Below are 20,929 nucleotides of genomic sequence, written 5' to 3'. Positions count from 1 at the left end.
AAAGTTCTTTTGAAACAATGGCATGGCATCTTTCATGAAACCGTACACGGTTTGCAGAGTCCATCTCATTGCAAGCTATGCTCAATGCTCAGCGCTTCCCTCTACGACCAATGGCCGCTGTCGCCGCCCCCGGTGATACGCGTTAATATTTGTAATTATTTTGTCCATAGGGATTGGTAACTTGGCTGGATACCTCCATCCTGTCGCGCACAATCCACGAGGTGATTGATGCGCGCCAACTCGTCTGAACCACAAGACACCGTTACAGCAGAACAACCGATCCCTCCCGCTCGTTTGCGCTGGCTGGATCGCGTAAGCAAATACCGGCAACCCATCGGGCTGGCCGTCACACTATTGCTGTTCGCCATCGCGTTGATCGCCTGCCGACACCTGCTGCTGGAGCTGGATCTCTACGCCCTCCACGATTCGATTCTGGAAGTACCCAGGCCCGCCCTGCTCGGTGCGTTTACCGCAGGTGTCGCCGGCTTCGTCATTCTATTAGGCTATGAATTTTCCGGCGCGCGCTACGCGGGGGTACAACTGCCCGCCAAGACCCTGGCCCTGGGTGGCTTTACCGCGTTTGCCATCGGCAATGCGATTGGCTTGTCGATGCTCTCGGGCGGTTCGGTGCGTTACCGTTTATATGCACGCCATGGCATCGGGGCTTCAGAAGTGGCGCACATGACGGTGTTCGCCAGCCTGGCCCTGGGCTGCGCCCTGCCGCCGCTGGCGGCACTGGCCACCTTGAGTAACTTGCCGGCGGCGTCCACTTATCTGCATCTGTCGCAAGGTTTGCTGGGCGGCATTGCCGGCGCCGTGCTGCTGTTGTCGGCCGCGCTGTGCATCGGCATTTATCGTCGTCGCCTGCCGGAGCAACCCTACCCGGATAATCTGCTGGTAAAAGCTGGCCGCCGTACCCTGCGTCTGCCGGGCCGGCGTTTGACCTTCCTGCAACTGATCATCACCGCGCTGGACGTCGCCGCCGCTGCTACCGTCCTTTATCTGTTGCTGCCAGAAGCGCCGCCCTTCGGCCCCTTCCTGTTGGTGTACCTGCTGGCGCTGGCCGCTGGCGTGCTCAGCCATGTACCGGGCGGGGTTGGCGTATTCGAAGCAATTCTGCTCGCAGCCTTCGCCGACAAACTGGGCGCCGCGCCACTGGCCGCTGCCCTGCTGCTGTACCGCATGATCTACGTGGTGCTGCCCCTATTGATCGCCTGTGTGTTCCTGCTGATCAACGAAGCGCAGCGTCTGTTCCAGACCCAGCAAAGCCTGCGGGTCGCCTCGGGGCTGGCAGCGCCAGTACTGGCCGTACTGGTTTTTTTGTCCGGCGTGGTCCTGCTGTTTTCTGGCGCCACGCCCGAAATCGACTCACGCCTGGAAAACATCGGCTTCTTGATTCCCCACCGCCTGATTGACGCCTCGCACTTTGGCGCCAGCCTGATCGGCGTGCTGTGCTTGTTGCTGGCCCAGGGCCTGCGTCGACGCTTGTCGGCCGCCTGGATGCTGACCATGGTGCTGCTGCTGACCGGTGCGTTGCTCTCGCTGCTCAAGGGCTTCGACTGGGAAGAAGCCTGCTTGATGACCATGACCGCGATCCTGCTGGCGATCTTCCGACGCTCGTTCTACCGCGCCAGCCGCCTCACCGAGCTGCCCTTCTCGCCGCTGTACCTGGTGGCAAGCGTGTGCGTGCTAGGGGCTTCGATCTGGCTGCTGCTGTTCGCTTATCAAGACGTGCCTTACAGCCACCAGCTGTGGTGGCAGTTCACCCTGGACGCCAACGCGCCCCGTGGTTTGCGCTCGCTGCTGGGCGCCGCCGTCCTGCTGGTGATCGTCTCCCTGACCTGGCTGTTGCGCACCGCGCGCCCGGTGATCCACCTGCCGACGCCCGACGAACTCGAGCGCGCCAGCAAGATCCTGATGGCCTCGTCCCAACCCGACGGCGGCCTGGCGCTCACCGGCGACAAGGCGCTGCTGTTTCACCCCAATGATGAAGCTTTCCTCATGTACGCCCGTCGCGGGCGCAGCCTGGTAGCCTTGTACGACCCGATTGGCCCGACCCAGCCACGCGCCGAGATGATCTGGCAGTTCCGCGACCTGTGCGACATCCACCACGCGCGCCCGGTGTTCTATCAAGTGCGCGCAGAGAACCTGCCGTACTACATGGACATCGGCCTCACCGCGATCAAACTGGGTGAAGAAGCCCGCGTCGACCTGAAACGCTTTGACCTGGAAGCCAAGGGCAAAGAGATGAAGGACCTGCGCTATACCTGGAACCGCGGCACCCGCGATGGCTTGTCCCTGGAGATCTTTGAACCGGGCACGGCACCGATGGACGCGCTCAAAGTGATCTCGGATGCCTGGCTGACCGGCAAAAACGTGAGGGAAAAAGGCTTTTCCCTGGGACGCTTCAGCGACGACTACCTCAAGCACTTTCGCATTGCGATCATTCGCTTCGAAGGGAACCCGGTGGCCTTCGCCAACTTGCTCGAGACCTACAACCACGACTTGGCCAGTCTCGACCTGATGCGCGCCCATCCTGACGCGCCCAAGCTGACCATGGAATTCATGATGGTCGGCCTGATTCAGCATTATAAGAGTCACGGCTACGCCCGCTTCAGCCTCGGCATGGTGCCGTTGTCGGGCCTGCAACCACGCCGCGGCGCGCCGTTGACCCAACGCCTGGGTTCGATGGTGTTCCGCCGTGGCGAACAACTGTATAACTTCCAAGGTTTGCGCCGCTTCAAAGACAAGTTCCAGCCTGACTGGGAACCCCGTTACATGGCCGTGCCTGCGGGACTTGATCCGCTGGTGGCACTGGCCGATACCGCCGCCCTGATCGCGGGCGGCTTGACTGGATTGGTGAAACGCTGATGATTCGACGTTCCTGGCGGTATGTATTGGCCTCTGTAGTGCTGCTCGCCTTGATCGCAGGCGGCGGCTTTTGGTACTGGAACCGCCCTGCCCCACAGCCGACCCTGGAGCAATTGCCCCAGGCCGATGGATCGGTGATGACCCGCGTGACGCCCAATGGCACGCCGAAAGCCCGTGTGGCTGTGGCCGTAATGGCCGACGAAATCCTGACCGACAGCCAGCTGATCGCTCTGAGCCAAGGCGGCAAGGCGCAGATTGTCCAGGTGATCCTGCCCAAGGACGATTGCAAGCTGCAGGAACAAGCGCTGCAAAGCGCCTTGGTCCAGCTCAAGGGCCCGGCCACCCTGGTCAGCGGCATCGGCCCAGGCGCAGCGCTCGCCTGGCGCTGGCTGGCAACACAGGATGACGACAAGGCCAATGCCATCTCCGTCGGCTTCGCCCTGGTGCAGGAAGGCTGCAAGGACCCACTGCCGAAAACCGCCGCGCACGGCAATTGGCTGGTGGCCTGGAATGACAACCCTGACGATGAAAGCGCCAGTTTCGTACGCGATACACCACGCGCCACCACCAGCATCAGCGACTACGACATTCACTACCCGCAAGTGCTGAACAACGAGCTGCGCAAGCAACTGGTAGGTTCGGACAATGGCGGCCTGGCGATTCCAGTGGTTGAAGTGCCGGCAGGCCAGGCCAAGGACACCGTCACCCTGTTCCTCTCTGGTGATGGCGGCTGGCGTGACCTGGACCGCGACGTGGCCGGCGAAATGGCCAAGATCGGCTACCCCGTCGTCGGCATCGACACGCTGCGCTACTACTGGCAGCACAAGACCCCGGAACAAAGCGCCAAGGACCTCACCGAGCTGATGCAACACTACCGTCAGAAGTGGGGCACCAAGCGCTTTGTGCTGACCGGTTATTCATTCGGTGCCGATGTATTGCCAGCCATCTACAACCGTATGCCCGAAAACGAACAGCAACGGGTCGATGCAATCATCCTGCTGGCGTTCGCACGCACCGGCAGCTTTGAGATTGAAGTGGAAGGCTGGCTGGGTAACGCCGGCAAAGAAGCCGCCACGGGCCCGGAAATGGCCAAGCTGCCGCCTGAGAAAGTGGTGTGCATCTACGGTGCAGAAGAAGTCGACGAGAGCGGCTGCACGGACAAGACTGCCGTGGGTGAAGCGCTGAAGCTGCCAGGTGGGCATCACTTCGATGAGAACTACCCGGCGCTGGCCAAGCGGTTGGTGGATATCATTGTGAAGCATCAGGCCAAGGATAAAGCCGAGTAACTTCAGGCTGTACACGGATTAAAAATGTGGGAGCGGGCTTGCTCGCGAAAGCGGTGGATCAGTCACAGCAACATTGACTGACACTCCGTATTCGCGAGCAAGTCGAAGCGTCGAACCGCCGCTCCCACATTTGCTTTAGGGTGTGACCGATATTTAGCGCGGTTCGATGTGCGCAATCATCAGCTGCACGGTTTCATTCCCACGAAACTCGTTCACATCCAGCTTATAGGCCAGCTCGACCCAACGCACGGTAGGGTTCGGCCAAACGTCACGGTCCACCCCAAACGCAATGCCATCGAGTTTCACCGAGCCGCATTCGCTCTTGAGCACCACTTTCAGGTGCCGCTCCCCCACGACACGCTGCTCCACCAACTGAAACACGCCGTGGAACAACGGCTCGGGAAAGTGTTGCCCCCACGGGCCGGCATGCCGTAAGGCCCGCGCCAGCTCCAGGTGAAACTCTTCCACTGCCAGAGTACCGTCGGTCAACAACCTGCCGGTCAGGTCCTCCTCACACAGTTGCCGACGCACTTCAGCATCAAATGCTTCGGCAAACAGTGGGAAATTGGACTCGGGTAATGTGAGCCCCGCCGCCATGGCGTGGCCGCCGTATTTGGCGATCAGGTTGGGATGCTGGCTTGCGACCACTGCCAGGGCATCACGGATGTGAAAACCCGGCACGGAGCGCCCTGAGCCCTTGAGCAGGCCGTCACCGGCGTCTGCAAAGGCGATGGTCGGGCGGAAGTAACGCTCTTTCATGCGCGACGCGAGAATCCCGATCACGCCTTGGTGCCACTCCGGGTCGAACAGGCACAACCCGTAAGGCATCGACTCCACCGGCAAGTCTTTCAGCTGGGCCAGGGCCTCGCGCTGCATGCCTTGCTCGATGGATTTGCGGTCCTGGTTCATGCCGTCCAGTTGCGCCGCCATTTCCCGTGCGGCGGCGAAGTCGCTGGTGAGCAGGCATTCGATACCCAGACTCATATCGTCCAGGCGCCCAGCGGCATTCAGGCGCGGCCCGAGAATAAAGCCCAGGTCGGTCGAGGTGATGCGTGCAGCGTCGCGCTTGGCCACCTCCAGGATCGCCTTGATACCCGGCCGTGCGCGACCTGCACGGATACGCTCCAGGCCCTGATGCACCAGGATGCGGTTGTTGGCATCCAGGGGCACCACGTCGGCGACGCTGCCCAGAGCGACCAGGTCGAGCAGCTCGCCGATGTTCGGCTGCGGCGTGTTCTCGTACCACCCCAAACTGCGCAGGCGCGCACGCAAGGCCATCAGCACATAAAAGATCACGCCCACGCCGGCCAGGGCCTTGCTCGGGAACTCACAGCCCGGCTGGTTCGGGTTGACGATGGCATCCGCCGCCGGCAACTCATCGCCGGGCAAATGGTGGTCGGTCACCAGCACCTTCAACCCCGCGGCTTTGGCGGCTGCCACGCCTTCGACGCTGGAGATGCCGTTGTCCACGGTGATCAGCAACTGCGGTTCGCGCTGCAGGGCCACGGCGACGATTTCCGGGGTCAGGCCGTAGCCGTATTCGAAACGGTTGGGCACCAGATAGTCGACATGCGCTGCTCCGAGCAAACGCAGGCCCAAGGTACCCACGGTGCTGGCAGTGGCGCCATCGGCGTCGAAGTCACCGACGATCAGGATGCGCTGGCGTTGCTCCAGCGCCGTCACCAGCAAGTCCACGGCCGCGTCGATGCCCTTGAGTTGCTGGTAAGGGATCAACCGCACCAGACTTTTATCCAGCTCGGCTTCCGACTGCACCCCGCGTGCGGCGTAGAGACGGGTCAACAGCGGTGGCAAATCTCCGAGGAACGGCAGGATAGCGGGCAATGGGCGAGGATCGATACGCATGGAGGGTGGGGAATTCTCTATTGGGGGATTATTGGCTGCAAGCTTGTAGCTTCAAGCTTGTAGCTTCAAGCTTGTAGCTTGTAGCTTGCCGCTCAACGCTCACCGACCAGCCATTGCAGTTGCACTTCATGCTGGCCACGGTCGTCGGTGACGAAGATCGTGCCTTCGCTGATCATCACGTCCCACTTGATAACACGGGGCATGTCTTTGGCCAGCACTTCGAGGATTTCCTGGGGCACGGCGGCGATGTGTACGTTTTTCAGGTTGGTCGCCACCGGCACCACCTTGCCTTCCCATACACGCAGGCTACCGTAGGCCAGCAGGCTGGTGCGTTCGGTGCGGCGCGAGCACCAGGTCAGGCGGTCGGCATCGGGTTGGCCGACTTCGATCCAGTGCAAAACCCGATCATCCAGACTTTTTTCCCACAGGGCTGGTTCGTCTACATCTGACAGTCCACGACCAAACGCCAGTTGCTCGTTGTAAAACAGGGCGTAGGCCAACAGACGCACGGTCATGCGCTCTTCGGTTTCCGAAGGGTGTCGGGCGATGGTCTGTTTGACGCTCTCGTACACCGAGCGATCGAGGTCAGTAAGGTTGAGTTCGAATTTGTAGGTCGTGGACGGCTGGGCCATGAACGGACTTCTAGAGACAGGGAAAGGCGGCCAGTCTAACCGATGGCAGGGCCATTCAACGAATCCTGCGCTGCATCATCCTTATCCCTGGGCTGTCCGCCTATGTTAAAAGGCATCACACCACCGCCCTGCGCAGACAAGGATCATCATGTCGTTTAATGCCAAACCGCTTGCCGGCCTGAAAGTTATCGAACTCGGTACCCTGATCGCCGGCCCGTTCGCCTCACGTATCTGCGCCGAATTCGGCGCCGAGGTGATCAAGGTCGAATCGCCGGACGGCGGCGACCCGCTACGCAAGTGGCGCAAGCTGTACGAGGGCACGTCGTTGTGGTGGTTTGTGCAGGCGCGCAACAAGCAGTCGCTGACGCTGAACCTCAAGCACCCGGACGGCCTGGCCATCCTCAAGCAGTTGCTGGCGGACGCCGACATCCTGATCGAGAACTTCCGCCCCGGCGTGCTGGAGAAGCTCGGCCTGAGCTGGGAAACCCTGCACGCACTCAACCCCAAGCTGGTGATGGTGCGTCTCTCCGGCTTTGGCCAGACCGGCCCGATGAAAGACCAGCCAGGGTTTGGCGCGGTGGGCGAATCCATGGGCGGCCTGCGCTATATCACCGGCTTCGAAGACCGCCCACCGGTGCGCACCGGCATTTCCATCGGTGACTCGATTGCCGCGCTGTGGGCGGTGATCGGCGCGCTGATGGCGCTGCGTCATCGCGAAGTCAACGGCGGCGTGGGCCAGGTGGTCGATGTAGCGCTGTATGAAGCCATCTTCGCCATGATGGAAAGCATGATCCCGGAGTTCGATGTGTTCGGCTTTATTCGCGAACGCACCGGCAACATCATGCCCGGTATCACGCCGTCCTCCATCCACACCAGCGCCGACGGCAAGCATGTACAGATCGGCGCCAACGGCGATGCGATCTTCAAGCGCTTTATGTCGGCCATTGGCCGTGAAGATTTGGCCAACGATCCAGAGTTAACCAGCAATGACGGACGCGATGGCCGTCGTGATGAGCTGTATGGCGTAATTGATCGCTGGGTGAATTCGCTGCCACTGGATGAAGTGGTCGCGATATTGAATAAAGCCGAAGTGCCTGCCAGTCGCATCTACAGTGCCGAGGACATGCTCGGCGATCCGCAATTCCTCGCCCGGGAGATGTTCCTCAAGGCCCAGCTTCCCGACGGCAAGGACTTCAAGATGCCTGGCATCGTGCCCAAGTTGTCGGACACGCCAGGTAGCTGCGAATGGGTCGGGCCGCAGCTGGGTGAACATAACAACGTGCTACTCAATAAACTGGGATACGACAGCGCTGCCATTACTCGCTTGCGTGAGGATGGCGCGATTTGATGGTTTACCCTGCTCAGCGCCGGCTACTGCAACTCTGCCTTGTCTGCGCGATAGCGAGCGAATGGCCGCTGTCCGCCCACGCAGAAGAAACACTGACCTGGCTGCTGCGCGACTTACCACCGGTCACCATCTTTGAGGGACCACAGAAGGGCCAAGGGGTGCTGGACAGGTTATTGCCCATACTCAGCGAGCGCCTGCCGGAGTATCGGCACCAGGTGATGCACGTCAATCGTGCCCGGGGTAATCAGATGTTGCGCGACCCCACCACCCTGACGTGCGATCCGTCGCTGCTGTGGACGGCGGAACGGGCCAGGTATGTTGTATTTTCCGCCCAGGCCTTCGTCTCGGTGAGCAACGGGGTGACCATTCGACGCCTCCAGCAGGACGAGCTGGCAGCGTTCATTGATGAGGGCCAATTTGACCTGCAAGCCTTCCTCGGCTCCCCCACCGCACGCATTGGCGCAACCGCCGAACGCAGCTACGGTCCGTTGATCGATGAACAACTCAAGGATGCCGCCCCTCACACACTGGCACTCCATTACGGCAATGACGCCCTGGGCAGCCTGCTGCAAATGCAGCGCCTGGGCCGACTGGAAGCCGTTCTGGGTTACGCGCCGGAGATCCGCTATCACGCCATGCAACAAGGCATTGCCCCTGAAGACCTGATGTTCTACCCCATCAAGGGGTCAGCGCCCTACCAGCGTACGCATATCGGTTGTTCGGCCACACCTGAAGGTCGCCAGGCCATACAGCGAATTGATCGGGCCTTGCGCCATATCCCACAGGAACAGCTACAGGCTTCCTACGCCGAATGGCTGGACCCGGTCATGCGTGAACACTATCTGCAGGACAACCCGAGCTTTTTCCTGGATTCACCCGACCCCTGACAAATCGCAGGCAAAAAGAAACCCCGGAGTGTGGGGAGACACCTCGGGGTTAAACGCGGCCTACAAAGACCCGTACAGCAAGTCACAAACACCGGAGCACAATGTCTGCTCTTGCTGTTACGAACTCTGACCGGCCACCTTGTAGGAAGTTTCCACACTTAAACAATTCTTCATGCAGCGGCAGCGCCACGGGTCTGGGCGGCGTTGCGCAAGGCCGCAATGACTGAGGGTTCCACGCGCCCCTCGGCAATTTTGATGTCGCGCAACAGGCAATCCACTACATCCACCAGCACGCGCTTATCCATCAATTGCGCACGATCAACTTCGCGCTCGACCACGATAGCGCCAGCAGGATTCTTCACGGTCACCAGGCACTCGCCCTGCACACCGGCGGTGGTCAGCGAAACCTGATAAGGGCTCAGCGCTTCTTCTAGCAATAGGCTGATACTTTCCATCTCGATCACCACTCAATAGTTCGGGAACAATCGTTTCAACGGGAGAGCTGCATCTATCCTAAGTGACTGGTTGTGACGTAGGAAAGTTCGCTTTTTCATCTTTTGGGGCCGTCAGGGGCTGACGGATTCCAGCATGCGCTCGCAACATGACAACGAAAAAACGGCCGCACCTACCGGGCCTGCAAGCCATAAAAAACGCCGCTGACCCCAGAGAAGGGAAAGCGGCGTTTTTGCCTGCACGGTTTGCCTTACAGCGGCTTACCACGGTTGCCATGCTGGCTGACAAACGCCTGCACAGCATTCAGGTCATTGGCCAATACAGTGCAACGCTCTTCACGCTCGAACAGGTCAGCCAAGTGCGCCGGTAATTCCAGCGCCTTGCCAACGCCGGCCTTCTCCACCGCTTCCGGGAATTTCACCGGGTGCGCGGTGCCCAGGATCACCATCGGGATATCCAGGCTGCGACGGCATTCGCGGGCGGCCTTCACACCAATGGCAGTGTGCGGGTCCAGCAACTCGCCGGTCTGGGCATAGACTTCTGCGATGGTTTCGCAGGTCTGCGCATCGTCCACAGCCAGGGAGTCGAAGAGCTTGCGGGTTTCGGTCCAACGCTCTTCGTCAACGCTGAAACCGCCACCGCTCTTGAAGGTGTCCATCAAACCCGCGATGGCCGCGCCGTTGCGACCGTGCATGTCAAACAGCAGGCGTTCGAAGTTCGACGACACCATGATGTCCATCGACGGCGACAGCGTGGCGTGCAGGGTTTCCTTGACGTACTGATTGCCGCTCATGAAACGGTGCAGGATGTCGTTGCGGTTGGTGGCGACGATCAACTGGTTGATCGGCAGGCCCATGTTGCGTGCCAGGTAACCGGCAAAAATGTCGCCGAAGTTGCCGGTCGGCACCGAGAACGACACCGAACGCGCCGGGCCGCCCAACTGCAGGGACGCATGGAAGTAATAAACGATCTGGGCCATGATCCGCGCCCAGTTGATCGAGTTCACCGCCACCAGGCGCGTACCTTTCAGGAAGCTCTGGTCAGCAAAGCTGTTCTTGACCATTTCCTGGCAGTCATCGAAGTTGCCTTCAATGGCGATGTTATGGATGTTCTCACCAAAAATGGTGGTCATCTGGCGACGCTGCACTTCCGACACGCGCTTGTGCGGGTGCAGGATGAAGATGTCGACGTTTTCGCAGTGTTTGCAGCCTTCGATGGCAGCCGAGCCGGTATCACCGGAGGTAGCGCCGATGATCACCACGCGTTCGCCGCGCTTCTCCAGCACGTAATCGAGCAGGCGACCCAGCAGTTGCAGGGCAAAGTCCTTGAACGCCAGCGTCGGGCCGTGGAACAGCTCCAGCACCCATTCGTTGCCGTTCAATTGACGCAACGGGGCGATGGCGCTGTGGGAAAACACGCCGTACGTCTCTTCCAGAATCTTCTTAAATTCCGCATCCGGAATGCTGCCGGTGACAAACGGGCGCATCACCCGGAAGGCCAGCTCGTGGTACGGCAGGCCGGCCCAGGAAGCGATTTCTTCCTGGGTGAACCGTGGCAGGTTTTCCGGCACGTACAGGCCGCCGTCAGTGGCAAGACCTGCCAGCAAAACGTCTTCGAAATTCAGGGCCGGTGCCTGGCCGCGGGTGCTGATGTAGCGCATAGGGGCAAACCTTCGGTTTGGGCTTCAAGCTTCAAGTGACAAGCTTCAAGTTAAAGCAGATCTGCTTCTACTTGAAGCTTGTAGCTTGGCGCTTGCAGCTGAATTAATTCAAATGTTCGACGCGGATACGGACTACCGGCCCAACCACGCCCTGGAGAGCTTCGAGCGCTCGGATGGCGTCGTTCATGCGTTGTTCGAGCACACGGTGGGTCAGCAGGATCATCGGCACCTGGCCGTTTTGCTCCTCGACTTCCTTCTGCATGATCGACTCGATGTTGATCCCGCGCTCCGACAGGATGCTGGCGACCTGGGCCAACACGCCCGGATGGTCCTGGGCCTGGATTCGCAGGTAGTAGGCACTTTCGCAGGCTTCGATCGGTAGGATCGGGTGGGCCGACAGCGAGTCCGGCTGGAACGCCAGGTGCGGCACGCGGTTCTCCGGGTCGCTGGTCATGGCGCGGACCACGTCCACCAGGTCAGCGATCACCGACGAAGCCGTTGGCTCCATGCCGGCGCCGGCGCCGTAGAACAGGGTCGAACCGGCGGCGTCACCGTTGACCATCACGGCGTTCATCACGCCATTGACGTTAGCGATCAAGCGATCGGCCGGGATCAGCGTCGGGTGCACACGCAGCTCGATACCGGCCGACGTGCTGCGCGCTACGCCCAGGTGCTTGATACGGTAACCCAGGGCTTCGGCGTAGTTCACGTCAGCAGTGGTCAGCTGGGTGATGCCTTCGGTGTAAGCCTTGTCGAACTGTAGCGGGATACCAAAGGCGATGGACGCCAGGATGGTCAGCTTGTGCGCCGCGTCGATACCTTCCACATCAAAGGTCGGGTCGGCTTCGGCGTAACCCAGGGCCTGGGCCTCGGCCAGCACGTCTTCGAAGGTTCGCCCCTTCTCGCGCATTTCGGTGAGGATGAAGTTACCGGTACCGTTGATGATGCCGGCGACCCAGTTGATACGGTTGGCGGACAGGCCTTCACGGATCGCCTTGATCACCGGGATGCCACCGGCAACAGCGGCTTCGAACGCAACGATCACGCCCTTTTCACGCGCCTTGGCGAAGATTTCGTTGCCGTGCACGGCGATCAGCGCCTTGTTGGCGGTGACCACGTGCTTGCCGTTCTCGATGGCCTTGAGCACCAGTTCGCGGGCCACGGTGTAGCCGCCGACCAGCTCGATGACAATATCGATTTCAGGGTTGGTGGCAACGGCGAAGACATCGTTGGTAATCGCAATACCGGTCGTTGCGAACTGAGGCTTTGGCGAACGCGTGGCAATTTGCGCCACTTCAATCCCACGGCCTGCGCGGCGGGAAATTTCCTCAGCGTTACGCTGAAGTACGTTGAAGGTGCCGCCACCGACGGTCCCTAACCCACAGATGCCTACTTTGACCGGTTTCACTGAAGAACTCCCCATGAAACGGCCGACGCGAGGTCGGCCGTGGAAAACAGCCGCATAACTGCGGCTTTCAATTAATGGCCCGTGGACTTATCCACGGGCCATGATCGTCAAAGGTTCGACGATGCTGGTTTATTTGGCACTCAGCGCCAGTTTGGCAACTTGTGGCGCCGGCTGGTAGCCCGGAATCACTTGGCCGTCAGCCAAAACGATGGCCGGTGTACCGTTCACGCCAATGGACTGCCCCAGCGCGAACTGCTTGGAAACCGGGTTGGCGCACTTGGCGGCTTTGATTTCCTTGCCGTCGACCATCTTGTCCATGGCCGCTTTTTTGTCGGCCGAGCACCATACGGCTTGCAGTTGCTCGTCACCCGGCGAGCCCAGGCCCTGGCGCGGGAACGCTACATAGCGCACTTCCACGCCCAGCTTGTTGAGCGCGGGCACTTCGGCGTGCAGCTTGTGGCAGTACGGGCACGTGGTATCGGTGAACACCGTGATGTGAGTCTTGGTCTCGCCGATCGCCGGGTAGACCACGGTTTCAGCCACAGGGATGCCATTGATCAGCTTGGACACGCCCAGGCGCTCTGCTTTCTCGGTCAGGTTGACCGGTTTGCCGTCCTTCAATTGGAACAGGTAACCCTGGACGATGTACTGGCCGTCGGCACTGGCGTACAGCACGCGGCTGCCCTTGAGCTTGACTTCGTAAAGGCCGGCCATCGGGCTGGCACTGATGCTTTCGATCGGGGTGTCGAGCTGCAGGTTGGCCAAGCTCTTGCGGATGGTCTGCTCGGCAGCGTCATCGGCGACAACAAAGGTGGAAACCAACGCAATGGCTGCGGCGGCAATAATCTGGGTCAAGCGCATGGGAACTCCTGAAGGCAGATGCAGGGACGGGCGCAAGACATGGGTCTGTTAATACAGGTCTGAGCCGTCCCCTTTGCTAACCGGCAAAGCCTACCACAGTTGGGCCGCAGGGCAGCCCGTGGCGGGATAAATTGGCGGTTTTCAGCCTCTCGGGTGGTGCTTGGCGTGCATTTCCTGCAAACGTGCGCGCGCCACGTGGGTGTAGATCTGGGTGGTGGATAAGTCGCTGTGGCCGAGCAGCATTTGCACCACGCGCAAATCCGCACCGTGGTTGAGCAAATGGGTGGCGAAGGCATGGCGCAACGTGTGGGGCGACAGGGACTTGCTGATCCCGGCGACCTTGGCCTGATGCTTGATGCGGTGCCAGAAGGTCTGGCGGGTCATCTGTTCACCGCGCAGGCTGGGGAACAACACATCACTGGGGCGTCCGCCAAGCAGTTCGCTTCGGGCATCACGCATATAGCGCTCGACCCACACTATCGCCTCCTCCCCCATGGGTACCAACCGCTCCTTGCTGCCCTTGCCCATCACCCGCAATACCCCCTGGCGCAGGTTCACTTGCTCCAGGGTCAGGCTGATCAGCTCGGTTACCCGCAGGCCGCAAGCGTACAAAACCTCGAGCATGGCGCGGTCGCGCTGGCCGATGGCTTCGCTGAGGTCGGGGGCAGCGAGCAAGGCCTCCACGTCATTTTCCGACAAAGACTTAGGAAGCGGCCTACCTAATTGTGGCATGTCGACTTGTAGAGTCGGATCGGCTGCGATCAGCTTTTCGCGCAGTAAATAGCGATAAAAGCCACGCACACCCGAGAGAAATCTCGCAGTAGAACGTGGCTTGTAGTGTTGCTCCAGACGCCAGGCTAAGTGATCGAGGATCAGCTCGCGTCCGGCATTGGTCAGCTCGAGGTTTTTCGCCTGCAACCAGCCGTTGAACAGGGCCAGGTCACTGCGGTAAGCCTGGCGTGTGTTGTCCGACAAGCCTTTTTCCAGCCAAAGGGCGTCGAGGAAACGGTCGATAAGAGGATGATCAATGGCGGGCATGGGCACTCAAGTGACGCGGCACGGGGCTTTGCGGCAATTAATTAGTGAACTGTGATTAGGGTCACTAGTCTTTCATAGCCCGCTACTTCAAGGAACAGGGAGCTTTAATGAACGAACAACAGATTTTGTTGGCCTTTGGCGGCATTGGCGTGGCCGCACTCGGCTGCCAATGGCTGGCCTGGCGCCTGAAACTGCCGGCAATTCTGTTCCTCTTGCTGAGCGGGATTCTGGCCGGGCCGGTACTGGGCTGGCTCGACCCGCAGGAAATGTTCGGCCCCTTGCTGATGCCACTGGTGTCGTTGGCAGTGGCGCTGATCCTGTTTGAGGGCAGCCTGACGCTGCACCTGTCGGAATGGAAGGAGATTGGCAGCGTCGTCCACCGCCTGGTGACCCTCGGCGCACTTTCGACTTGGGCGGTAATCACGCTGGCAACCCACTGGCTGCTGGGTTTCGACTGGATGCTGGCGCTGCTGTTCGGCACGCTGACGTTGGTGACGGGCCCGACGGTGATCGTCCCGATGCTACGCGTGGTGCGCCCCAAAGCCTCCATCGCCAACATCCTGCGCTGGGAAGGTATCGTCATCGACCCGATTGGTGCACTGCTGGCCGTGGTGGTCTACAGCTTCATCATCAGCCGCGCTTCCGGTGATGGCTTGAGCCATAGCCTGCTGACTTTCGGCGGCGTGATTGCCTGCGGTAGCCTGTTCGGGGTCGCCGGCGGCTGGCTGCTGGGGCAGATCATGCGTCGACAGTGGTTGCCGGAATACCTGCACAACCTGGCGACCCTGGCCGGGGTGCTGGGCGTATTCATCGCCGCCAATGAAGTCATGCACGAGTCAGGCCTGTTGGCGGTAACGCTGATGGGCATGTGGATGGCCAACATGAAAGGCGTGGATGTGCGACACATCCTGCACTTCAAGGAAAACCTCAGCGTACTGCTGATCTCCGGCTTGTTTATCCTGCTGGCGGCACGCCTGGACCTGAATGCATTGATTGCCCTGGGGCCCTTCGTCCTGATCCTGTTGCTGATCATTCAGTTTATTGCACGCCCCCTCAATGTCGCGCTGTCGACCGCCGGTTCGAAGCTGAACTGGCGGGAACGCGCACTGCTGGCTTGGATTGCGCCCCGTGGGATTGTGGCCGCAGCGGTGTCGGCGATATTTGCGATTCGCCTGGATGAAGCCGGTCACGAAGGTGCATTGCTGCTGGTGCCGCTGACCTTTGCGGTGATCATCGGCACCGTGGTACTGCAAAGCGCCACCGCCCGCCCCCTGGCCCGCCTGCTGAAAGTCGCCGAGCCTGCGCCCAGTGGCTTTCTGATCGTCGGTGCAAATGGCCCGGCGCGCATCCTGGGCAAGGCTCTACAGCAATTGGGCAGCCGCGTGCTGTTGACCGACTCCAGCTGGGAAAACATCCGCGCCAGTCGCATGGAGGGGCTACCGACCTACTTCGGCAACCCGGCCTCGCAGCATGCCGAATCGCACCTGGACCTTGTGGGGCTCGGACATTTGCTGGCACTTTCGCCCTCGGGTGAACTGAATACCCTGGCCGCCATGCGCTTTCGCCACGACTTCGGGCATCGCCTGTTCACCCTGACCAGCAGCCAGGAGAGCCGTCGCACGGACAAGCACCGGGCCAGTCATGAACACCGCGGGCACCTGCTGGGCAGCCAACCCTTGAGCTATACCAAGCTCGCCAGCCTGCTGGGGCAAGGCGCCGAGCTGTACACCACCCACCTGACCGATGGGTTTGGATGGAATGACTACCAGGCACTGCATGGTGAACGGGCGATCCTGTTGTTTGCCCGTGACAACAGTGGCTGGGTGCATGTGGTAACACCAGAGAGCGGTTTGAAACCAGTGGCGGGATGGGCGTTATTGGCAGTCATCCAGCCAGGGCAGTCCTAGCCTCAACTGCCACCCTGCGATCCACACAAATCGCAGGCACAAAAAAGCAGCCCGTAGGCTGCTTTTTTCTGCATCGGGAAGCTGGACTTAAGCCAGTTTTTCCTTGATGCGAGCTGCTTTACCGGACAGGTCACGCAGGTAGTACAGCTTGGCTTTACGTACGTCACCGCGACGCTTGACGGCCATGCTGTCGATTTGCGGGCTGTAGGTCTGGAAAGTACGCTCTACGCCAACACCGTTGGAGATTTTACGAACAGTGAAAGCACTGTTCACACCACGGTTACGCTTGGCGATTACCACGCCTTCGAACGCTTGCAGACGCGAACGGTCGCCTTCCTTCACTTTCACCTGAACGACAATAGTGTCGCCCGGGGCAAAGGTAGGGATCTCTTTGGTCATCTGCTCTGCTTCGAGTGCAAGGATGATTTTGTTAGTCATGCTGTGCTCCTAAGGTAAGTCAATGGACCTACCATCGATACGTTGTTAACTATCGTCCCGCGCGAGGATGTATTCCTCGAGCAGCTTCTTCTCTTCTCCAGAAAGCGAGCGGCTATCCAGAAGATCGGCGCGTCGTTCATAGGTCCGACCAAGGGACTGCTGTAAACGCCAACGCCGGATGTGTGCGTGATTGCCACTTAGCAATACGTCGGGAACACGCTGATCCGCATACACCTCCGGTCGGGTGTAGTGCGGGCAATCCAGCAAACCGTCCGTGAAGGAATCTTCCTCCGCGGAGTCCGCATGCCCTAAAGCTCCAGGCAGCAGTCGTGTAACCGCATCTATCAGGACCATCGCCGGCAGCTCGCCGCCAGACAGGACATAGTCCCCAATCGACCACTCTTCATCGACATGAGCGTCAATAAAACGCTCGTCAATGCCTTCATAGCGACCGGCAATCAGGATCAGTGCTTCCTCATTCGCCAGTTCGCGGACCCCAGCCTGTTTCAGCTGACGGCCTTGAGGGGACAGGTAAATTACCTTCGCCTTCTCCCCGGCGGCGGCCTTGGCCTGAGCCAACGCGTCTTCCAGGGGCTTGATCTTCATCACCATGCCTGGGCCACCGCCAAATGGGCGGTCATCCACAGTGTGATGTCGATCCGTCGTGTAGTCTCGCGGGTTCCAACAGGTAAGCTGCAACAGCCCCTGTTTCACCGCCCGACTGGTGATGCCGTACTCGCTGATAGCGGAAAACATCTCGGGAAACAAACTGATCACTTCAATGCGCAGATTAGCCACGCTTAGAAGTCCGCATCCCATTCCACCTTCATCTCGCCCGCCGCCAGGTCAATGGCCAACACGCATTGCTCTGTATAGGGCAACAAGCGTTCGCGATCATCCAGGCTGCCAGCGCAAGGCTTGACCACCATTACATCGTTGGCGCCGGTTTCCAGAAGATGATCGATTTTCCCGAACAATTGCCCGAGTTGATCAATAACCTTCAGACCTTCCAGCTGGTACCAGTAGTACTCGCCGTCGGTCAATTCAGGGAACAGGTTGCGCGGCACGCAGATCTCATAACCGGCTAGAAGACGAGCTTCTTCACGATCATCAAGACCCTTGAGCTTTGCGACCAGGAACTTATCGCTCCCGCGTCCACTGACCAGCTCGACCTGTTTCACACTACCTTCGCGCTTGAGCGTCCAGGTTTTGTACTGCAACAGGTTTTCAGTCGGATCAGTAAAGGAATACACCTTCACTTCGCCGCGAACGCCATGAACAGAGTAAATCTTGCCGATAACGATCAAATCATCAGCAACAGCTGGCGTCGCGCTCATATTGCTCAGGCTGCGGCCTTAGCCGAGTCCTTCAACAACTTTGCAACGCGCTCGGATGGCTGTGCACCAACGCTCAGCCAGTAGGCTACGCGCTCTTGGTTCACGGACAGACGAACTTCTTGACCACGAGCAACAGGGTTGAAGAAACCAACCTGTTCCTTGTGCGAACCGTCGCGCGGGTTGCGGCTGTCGGTTACGGTCAAGTGGTAAAACGGGCGCTTTTTGGAGCCGCCAAGGGCAAGACGGATTGTTAGCATGTGAACATCGTTCCTGTAGTCGGTGCTGCAAATCTAAATGCACAGCGGGCATAGGTGCCCGAAAGGCCGCATATTCTAAGGAATATCCGGACTTTTGCAAATGTCTTTTTCTGGCGCCTATCAGCGTGCCATTCAGATCTGCTATAGAGCCGTCGATTAAAACGGCAGGTCAGCCCCCGCCAATAGCGGGTTTGCTGGAGATCCCACGTCCCTGTGGGTCGGAGCGCAAGCCGGGCTTGCGCTCGAATACTTTACATTTTCGGCATACCGCCGCCGGGCAACATACCGCCCATGCCGCGCATCATCTTGGCCATACCGCCCTTGGCGGAGAATTTCTTCATCATCTTCTGCATCTGCTTGTGTTGCTTGATCAAGCGACCGATGTCCTGCACCTGGGTGCCGGAACCCATGGCGATCCGACGCTTGCGCGAACCGCTGATCAGCTCAGGGTCGCGGCGCTCGGCCGGGGTCATGGAGTTGATGATGGCTTCCATCTGCTTGAACTGCTTCTCTGCCGCACCCTGGGCATTGCCCATTTGCGCCAGGTTGACACCGCCGATGTTCGGCAGCTTGTCCATCAGGCCGCCAAGGCCGCCCATGTTCTTCATCTGTTGCAGCTGGTCGCGGAAGTCTTCGAGGTCGAAGCCCTTGCCCTTCTTCAGCTTCTTGGCCAGTTTATCGGCCTTGTCCTTGTCGAGCGTGGCTTCGGCCTGCTCGATCAGGCTGAGCACGTCGCCCATGCCAAGGATTCGCGAGGCAATACGCTCGGGGTGGAACGGCTCGAGCGCTTCGCTCTTCTCGCCCATACCGATGAACTTGATCGGCTTGCCGGTGATGGCACGTACCGACAACGCGGCACCGCCACGCGCGTCACCGTCGACCTTGGTCAGGATCACGCCGGTCAGCGGCAGTGCGTCACCAAAAGCCTTGGCGGTGTTGGCCGCATCCTGGCCGGTCATGGCATCGACCACGAACAGCGTCTCGACCGGGTTGATCGCAGCGTGCAACGCTTTGATCTCGCCCATCATCTCTTCATCGATGTGCAGGCGACCGGCGGTATCGACGATGACCACGTCGATGAATTTCAGCTTGGCTTCTTTAATAGCTGCGTTGGCGATGTCGACCGGCTTCTGGCTCAGGTCAGACGGGAAGAAGGTCACGCCTACTTCGCTGGCAAGCATTTCCAACTGCTTGATGGCCGCCGGACGGTACACGTCGGCCGACACCACCATGACGGACTTTTTCTTGCGCTCTTTAAGGAAGCGCGCCAGCTTGCCGGCGGTGGTGGTTTTACCCGCACCCTGCAGACCGGCCATCAATACGACGGCCGGCGGCACGGCGCTGAGGTTCAAGTCTTCGTTGGCCGCGCCCATCAGGCTTTCGAGCTCGGCCTGGACGACCTTCACAAAGGCCTGGCCCGGCGTGAGGCTGCGGGACACTTCGGTGCCTACCGCGCGCTCTTTGACCGAGTTGACGAAGTCCTTCACCACCGGCAAAGCCACGTCGGCTTCCAGCAACGCCATGCGCACTTCACGCAAGGTGTCTTTAATATTGTCCTCGGTCAGCTTGGCCTTGCCGGTGACATGGCGCAGCGTCTGCGAGAGACGGTCAGTCAGGTTTTCAAACATGCGCGATCCTTTCAGGCCCTATTCAACGAAGTGCATCGGTAGACCGAGGTAATGGCGGCCCAGGCTGCGGTAAATCGCTATTTGAAACAGCGCTCGGCGAGCCTGCGGCGTGGGCAGGTCGCGGATTATAGCGAAGACTGCCGCCATGCACACCCGCTGTCTGGCCTGAGAGTCTTTCGTGTTACGCAGGGGTATGCCAAACTCAGCGCCTTTCGGGCTTGCCTATCAGGATTTATGCTCCCTTTGCCACCCAGTTTGCTACCCAGCCTCGCCGCCGCCATTTTGTATGCCGCTGCGACTCTTTATCAGGGCACTCGTCTGGCCCAAGGCACCAAGGCGGATAAACGCCTGCTGGTCGGCCTTGGCGTCCTAGCCCTGCTGGCTCACGCTGCCAGTCTTTTTAGCCACCTGATGACCCCAGTCGGCCTGGGCCTGGATTTTTTCAGCGCCGCCAGCCTGATTGCGGCGGCCGTCATCGCACTGACCTTGCTGGCCTGTTATCGGATTCCCGTCGAGAACCTGCTGGTGCTGCTATTCCCACTGGGCATGCTGACCGTGTTGCTGGCGCAATTCGCGCCCACTGGCACGGTGCAGGTGATTGATGAAGAGCCGGGCATCCTCGCGCACATCCTGCTTTCCATCCTGGCCTACGGTATGTTCACCATTGCCGTCTTCCAATCCCTGCTCCTGCTGCTGCAGGACCACCAGCTCAAGCACAAGCACCCCTCGGGGCTGATCAAGAACTTCCCGCCGCTGCAAACCATGGAAAGCCTGCTGTTCGGCTTCCTCTGGGCCGGCTGGACGCTGTTGTCGCTGTCGCTGATTTCCGGCTGGCTGTTCGTCGAAAACCTGTTCGCCCAGCACTTGGTGCACAAGACCCTGCTGGCGTGCCTGGCGTGGGTGGTGTTCAGCGTGTTGCTGTGGGGCCGCAACCGCCTCGGTTGGCGCGGGCACAAGGCGATCCGCTGGACCCTGGCTGGTTTCTGCCTGCTGATGCTGGCCTATTTCGGCAGCAAGCTGGTTCGCGAATACATCCTGCACATCTGACGGGCTGC

18 protein-coding genes are annotated in these 20,929 nt (G+C 59.9%); 6 read left to right on the top strand and 12 right to left on the bottom strand.

Annotation, left to right across the window (positions count from 1 at the left end; genetic code table 11):
• Positions 1 to 228 precede the first annotated feature (228 nt).
• Together mprF and AACY30_RS07915 are read left to right on the top strand one after the other, a co-directional pair.
• Positions 229 to 2,871: a bifunctional lysylphosphatidylglycerol flippase/synthetase MprF gene (gene mprF, locus AACY30_RS07920; RefSeq protein ID WP_339470071.1), complete on the top strand. Its 2,643-nt coding sequence runs from the start codon at positions 229 to 231 to the stop codon at positions 2,869 to 2,871.
• The gene (locus AACY30_RS07915; RefSeq protein ID WP_339470070.1) at positions 2,871 to 4,157 is read left to right on the top strand and encodes a virulence factor family protein; all 1,287 of its coding nucleotides are present in this window, start codon (positions 2,871 to 2,873) and stop codon (positions 4,155 to 4,157) included. Before mprF ends, AACY30_RS07915 begins: the two co-directional genes overlap by 1 nt.
• 153 nt (positions 4,158 to 4,310) lie before the next feature.
• Here AACY30_RS07915 and recJ read toward each other — a convergent pair whose 3' ends face one another.
• Both recJ and AACY30_RS07905 read right to left on the bottom strand, forming a co-directional pair.
• Complete coding sequence (gene recJ / locus AACY30_RS07910) at positions 4,311 to 6,020, bottom strand: single-stranded-DNA-specific exonuclease RecJ (protein ID WP_339470068.1); 1,710 nt, start codon at positions 6,018 to 6,020, stop codon at positions 4,311 to 4,313.
• Between the two features lie 92 nt (positions 6,021 to 6,112).
• Positions 6,113 to 6,652, bottom strand: coding sequence for a YaeQ family protein (locus AACY30_RS07905; protein WP_339470067.1), 540 nt, complete (start codon positions 6,650 to 6,652; stop codon positions 6,113 to 6,115).
• A gap of 148 nt (positions 6,653 to 6,800) precedes the next feature.
• On the opposite strand from AACY30_RS07905, the gene AACY30_RS07900 reads away from it, so the two are divergent.
• Both AACY30_RS07900 and AACY30_RS07895 read left to right on the top strand, forming a co-directional pair.
• Entirely contained in the window at positions 6,801 to 8,000 is a 1,200-nt protein-coding gene (locus AACY30_RS07900) for a CaiB/BaiF CoA transferase family protein (protein WP_049711684.1), read from the top strand.
• Positions 8,000 to 8,887, top strand: a complete 888-nt coding sequence (locus AACY30_RS07895; RefSeq protein WP_339470065.1) for a TIGR02285 family protein — start codon at positions 8,000 to 8,002, stop codon at positions 8,885 to 8,887. The genes AACY30_RS07900 and AACY30_RS07895 overlap by 1 nt, the downstream gene beginning before the upstream one ends.
• 170 nt (positions 8,888 to 9,057) lie before the next feature.
• On the opposite strand, the gene AACY30_RS07890 is transcribed toward AACY30_RS07895, so the two are convergent.
• The 5 genes from AACY30_RS07890 to xerD all read right to left on the bottom strand — a co-directional run bounded on the left by AACY30_RS07890 (position 9,058) and on the right by xerD (position 14,307).
• Positions 9,058 to 9,342 carry a DUF3509 domain-containing protein gene (locus tag AACY30_RS07890; RefSeq protein WP_339470064.1) on the bottom strand — a complete coding sequence of 95 codons (285 nt, stop codon included), beginning with the start codon at positions 9,340 to 9,342 and terminating at the stop codon, positions 9,058 to 9,060.
• A gap of 248 nt (positions 9,343 to 9,590) precedes the next feature.
• A complete protein-coding gene (gene thrC / locus AACY30_RS07885) occupies positions 9,591 to 11,000 on the bottom strand; it encodes a threonine synthase (RefSeq protein WP_339470063.1) in 1,410 nt (469 codons plus the stop codon).
• A gap of 103 nt (positions 11,001 to 11,103) precedes the next feature.
• Complete coding sequence (locus AACY30_RS07880) at positions 11,104 to 12,408, bottom strand: homoserine dehydrogenase (RefSeq protein WP_339470061.1); 1,305 nt, start codon at positions 12,406 to 12,408, stop codon at positions 11,104 to 11,106.
• A gap of 129 nt (positions 12,409 to 12,537) precedes the next feature.
• Positions 12,538 to 13,269, bottom strand: coding sequence for a thioredoxin fold domain-containing protein (locus AACY30_RS07875; RefSeq protein ID WP_064053737.1), 732 nt, complete (start codon positions 13,267 to 13,269; stop codon positions 12,538 to 12,540).
• 141 nt (positions 13,270 to 13,410) lie between these two features.
• A complete protein-coding gene (xerD, locus tag AACY30_RS07870; RefSeq protein WP_339540111.1) occupies positions 13,411 to 14,307 on the bottom strand; it encodes a site-specific tyrosine recombinase XerD in 897 nt (298 codons plus the stop codon).
• Between the two features lie 107 nt (positions 14,308 to 14,414).
• Here xerD and AACY30_RS07865 point away from each other — a divergent pair, with 107 nt between their 5' ends.
• Positions 14,415 to 16,214, top strand: coding sequence for a cation:proton antiporter (locus tag AACY30_RS07865; protein ID WP_339417308.1), 1,800 nt, complete (start codon positions 14,415 to 14,417; stop codon positions 16,212 to 16,214).
• Positions 16,215 to 16,301: 87 nt separating this feature from the next.
• On the opposite strand, the gene rplS is transcribed toward AACY30_RS07865, so the two are convergent.
• From rplS to ffh, 5 genes are all read right to left on the bottom strand, one after another.
• Positions 16,302 to 16,652 carry a 50S ribosomal protein L19 gene (gene rplS, locus AACY30_RS07860; protein ID WP_003175895.1) on the bottom strand — a complete coding sequence of 117 codons (351 nt, stop codon included), beginning with the start codon at positions 16,650 to 16,652 and terminating at the stop codon, positions 16,302 to 16,304.
• Between the two features lie 45 nt (positions 16,653 to 16,697).
• Positions 16,698 to 17,471, bottom strand: a complete 774-nt coding sequence (gene trmD / locus AACY30_RS07855; RefSeq protein ID WP_339417309.1) for a tRNA (guanosine(37)-N1)-methyltransferase TrmD — start codon at positions 17,469 to 17,471, stop codon at positions 16,698 to 16,700.
• A complete protein-coding gene (rimM, locus tag AACY30_RS07850) occupies positions 17,453 to 17,989 on the bottom strand; it encodes a ribosome maturation factor RimM (RefSeq protein ID WP_339417310.1) in 537 nt (178 codons plus the stop codon). Before rimM ends, trmD begins: the two co-directional genes overlap by 19 nt.
• 5 nt (positions 17,990 to 17,994) lie before the next feature.
• Entirely contained in the window at positions 17,995 to 18,246 is a 252-nt protein-coding gene (gene rpsP / locus AACY30_RS07845) for a 30S ribosomal protein S16 (protein ID WP_003175899.1), read from the bottom strand.
• A 251-nt stretch (positions 18,247 to 18,497) separates the two neighbouring features.
• On the bottom strand, positions 18,498 to 19,874 hold the full coding sequence (gene ffh / locus AACY30_RS07840) for a signal recognition particle protein (RefSeq protein WP_339417311.1): 1,377 nt from the start codon (positions 19,872 to 19,874) through the stop codon (positions 18,498 to 18,500).
• 234 nt (positions 19,875 to 20,108) lie between these two features.
• Here ffh and AACY30_RS07835 point away from each other — a divergent pair, with 234 nt between their 5' ends.
• Positions 20,109 to 20,921, top strand: a complete 813-nt coding sequence (locus AACY30_RS07835) for a cytochrome C assembly family protein (protein ID WP_370467834.1) — start codon at positions 20,109 to 20,111, stop codon at positions 20,919 to 20,921.
• The last annotated feature ends 8 nt before the right edge of the window (positions 20,922 to 20,929 follow it).

Source organism: Pseudomonas sp. RA_5y_Pfl1_P24, assembly GCF_963970945.1.
GTDB lineage: Bacteria > Pseudomonadota > Gammaproteobacteria > Pseudomonadales > Pseudomonadaceae > Aquipseudomonas > Aquipseudomonas tritici.
The sequence above is the reverse complement of the archived record's forward strand: the minus strand, read 5'-3'. Positions and strand labels throughout refer to the sequence as shown.

Excerpts from the sequence above, each read along its gene's own strand:
- mprF (WP_339470071.1), top strand. The coding sequence starts at position 229 with ATGCGCGCCAACTCGTCTGAACCACAAGACACCGTTACAGCAGAACAA.
- AACY30_RS07915 (WP_339470070.1), top strand. The coding sequence starts at position 2,871 with ATGATTCGACGTTCCTGGCGGTATGTATTGGCCTCTGTAGTGCTGCTC.
- recJ (WP_339470068.1), bottom strand. The coding sequence starts at position 6,020 with ATGCGTATCGATCCTCGCCCATTGCCCGCTATCCTGCCGTTCCTCGGA.
- AACY30_RS07905 (WP_339470067.1), bottom strand. The coding sequence starts at position 6,652 with ATGGCCCAGCCGTCCACGACCTACAAATTCGAACTCAACCTTACTGAC.
- AACY30_RS07900 (WP_049711684.1), top strand. The coding sequence starts at position 6,801 with ATGTCGTTTAATGCCAAACCGCTTGCCGGCCTGAAAGTTATCGAACTC.
- AACY30_RS07895 (WP_339470065.1), top strand. The coding sequence starts at position 8,000 with ATGGTTTACCCTGCTCAGCGCCGGCTACTGCAACTCTGCCTTGTCTGC.
- AACY30_RS07890 (WP_339470064.1), bottom strand. The coding sequence starts at position 9,342 with ATGGAAAGTATCAGCCTATTGCTAGAAGAAGCGCTGAGCCCTTATCAG.
- thrC (WP_339470063.1), bottom strand. The coding sequence starts at position 11,000 with ATGCGCTACATCAGCACCCGCGGCCAGGCACCGGCCCTGAATTTCGAA.
- AACY30_RS07875 (WP_064053737.1), bottom strand. The coding sequence starts at position 13,269 with ATGCGCTTGACCCAGATTATTGCCGCCGCAGCCATTGCGTTGGTTTCC.
- xerD (WP_339540111.1), bottom strand. The coding sequence starts at position 14,307 with ATGCCCGCCATTGATCATCCTCTTATCGACCGTTTCCTCGACGCCCTT.
- AACY30_RS07865 (WP_339417308.1), top strand. The coding sequence starts at position 14,415 with ATGAACGAACAACAGATTTTGTTGGCCTTTGGCGGCATTGGCGTGGCC.
- rplS (WP_003175895.1), bottom strand. The coding sequence starts at position 16,652 with ATGACTAACAAAATCATCCTTGCACTCGAAGCAGAGCAGATGACCAAA.
- trmD (WP_339417309.1), bottom strand. The coding sequence starts at position 17,471 with ATGGGATGCGGACTTCTAAGCGTGGCTAATCTGCGCATTGAAGTGATC.
- rimM (WP_339417310.1), bottom strand. The coding sequence starts at position 17,989 with ATGAGCGCGACGCCAGCTGTTGCTGATGATTTGATCGTTATCGGCAAG.
- rpsP (WP_003175899.1), bottom strand. The coding sequence starts at position 18,246 with ATGCTAACAATCCGTCTTGCCCTTGGCGGCTCCAAAAAGCGCCCGTTT.
- ffh (WP_339417311.1), bottom strand. The coding sequence starts at position 19,874 with ATGTTTGAAAACCTGACTGACCGTCTCTCGCAGACGCTGCGCCATGTC.
- AACY30_RS07835 (WP_370467834.1), top strand. The coding sequence starts at position 20,109 with ATGCTCCCTTTGCCACCCAGTTTGCTACCCAGCCTCGCCGCCGCCATT.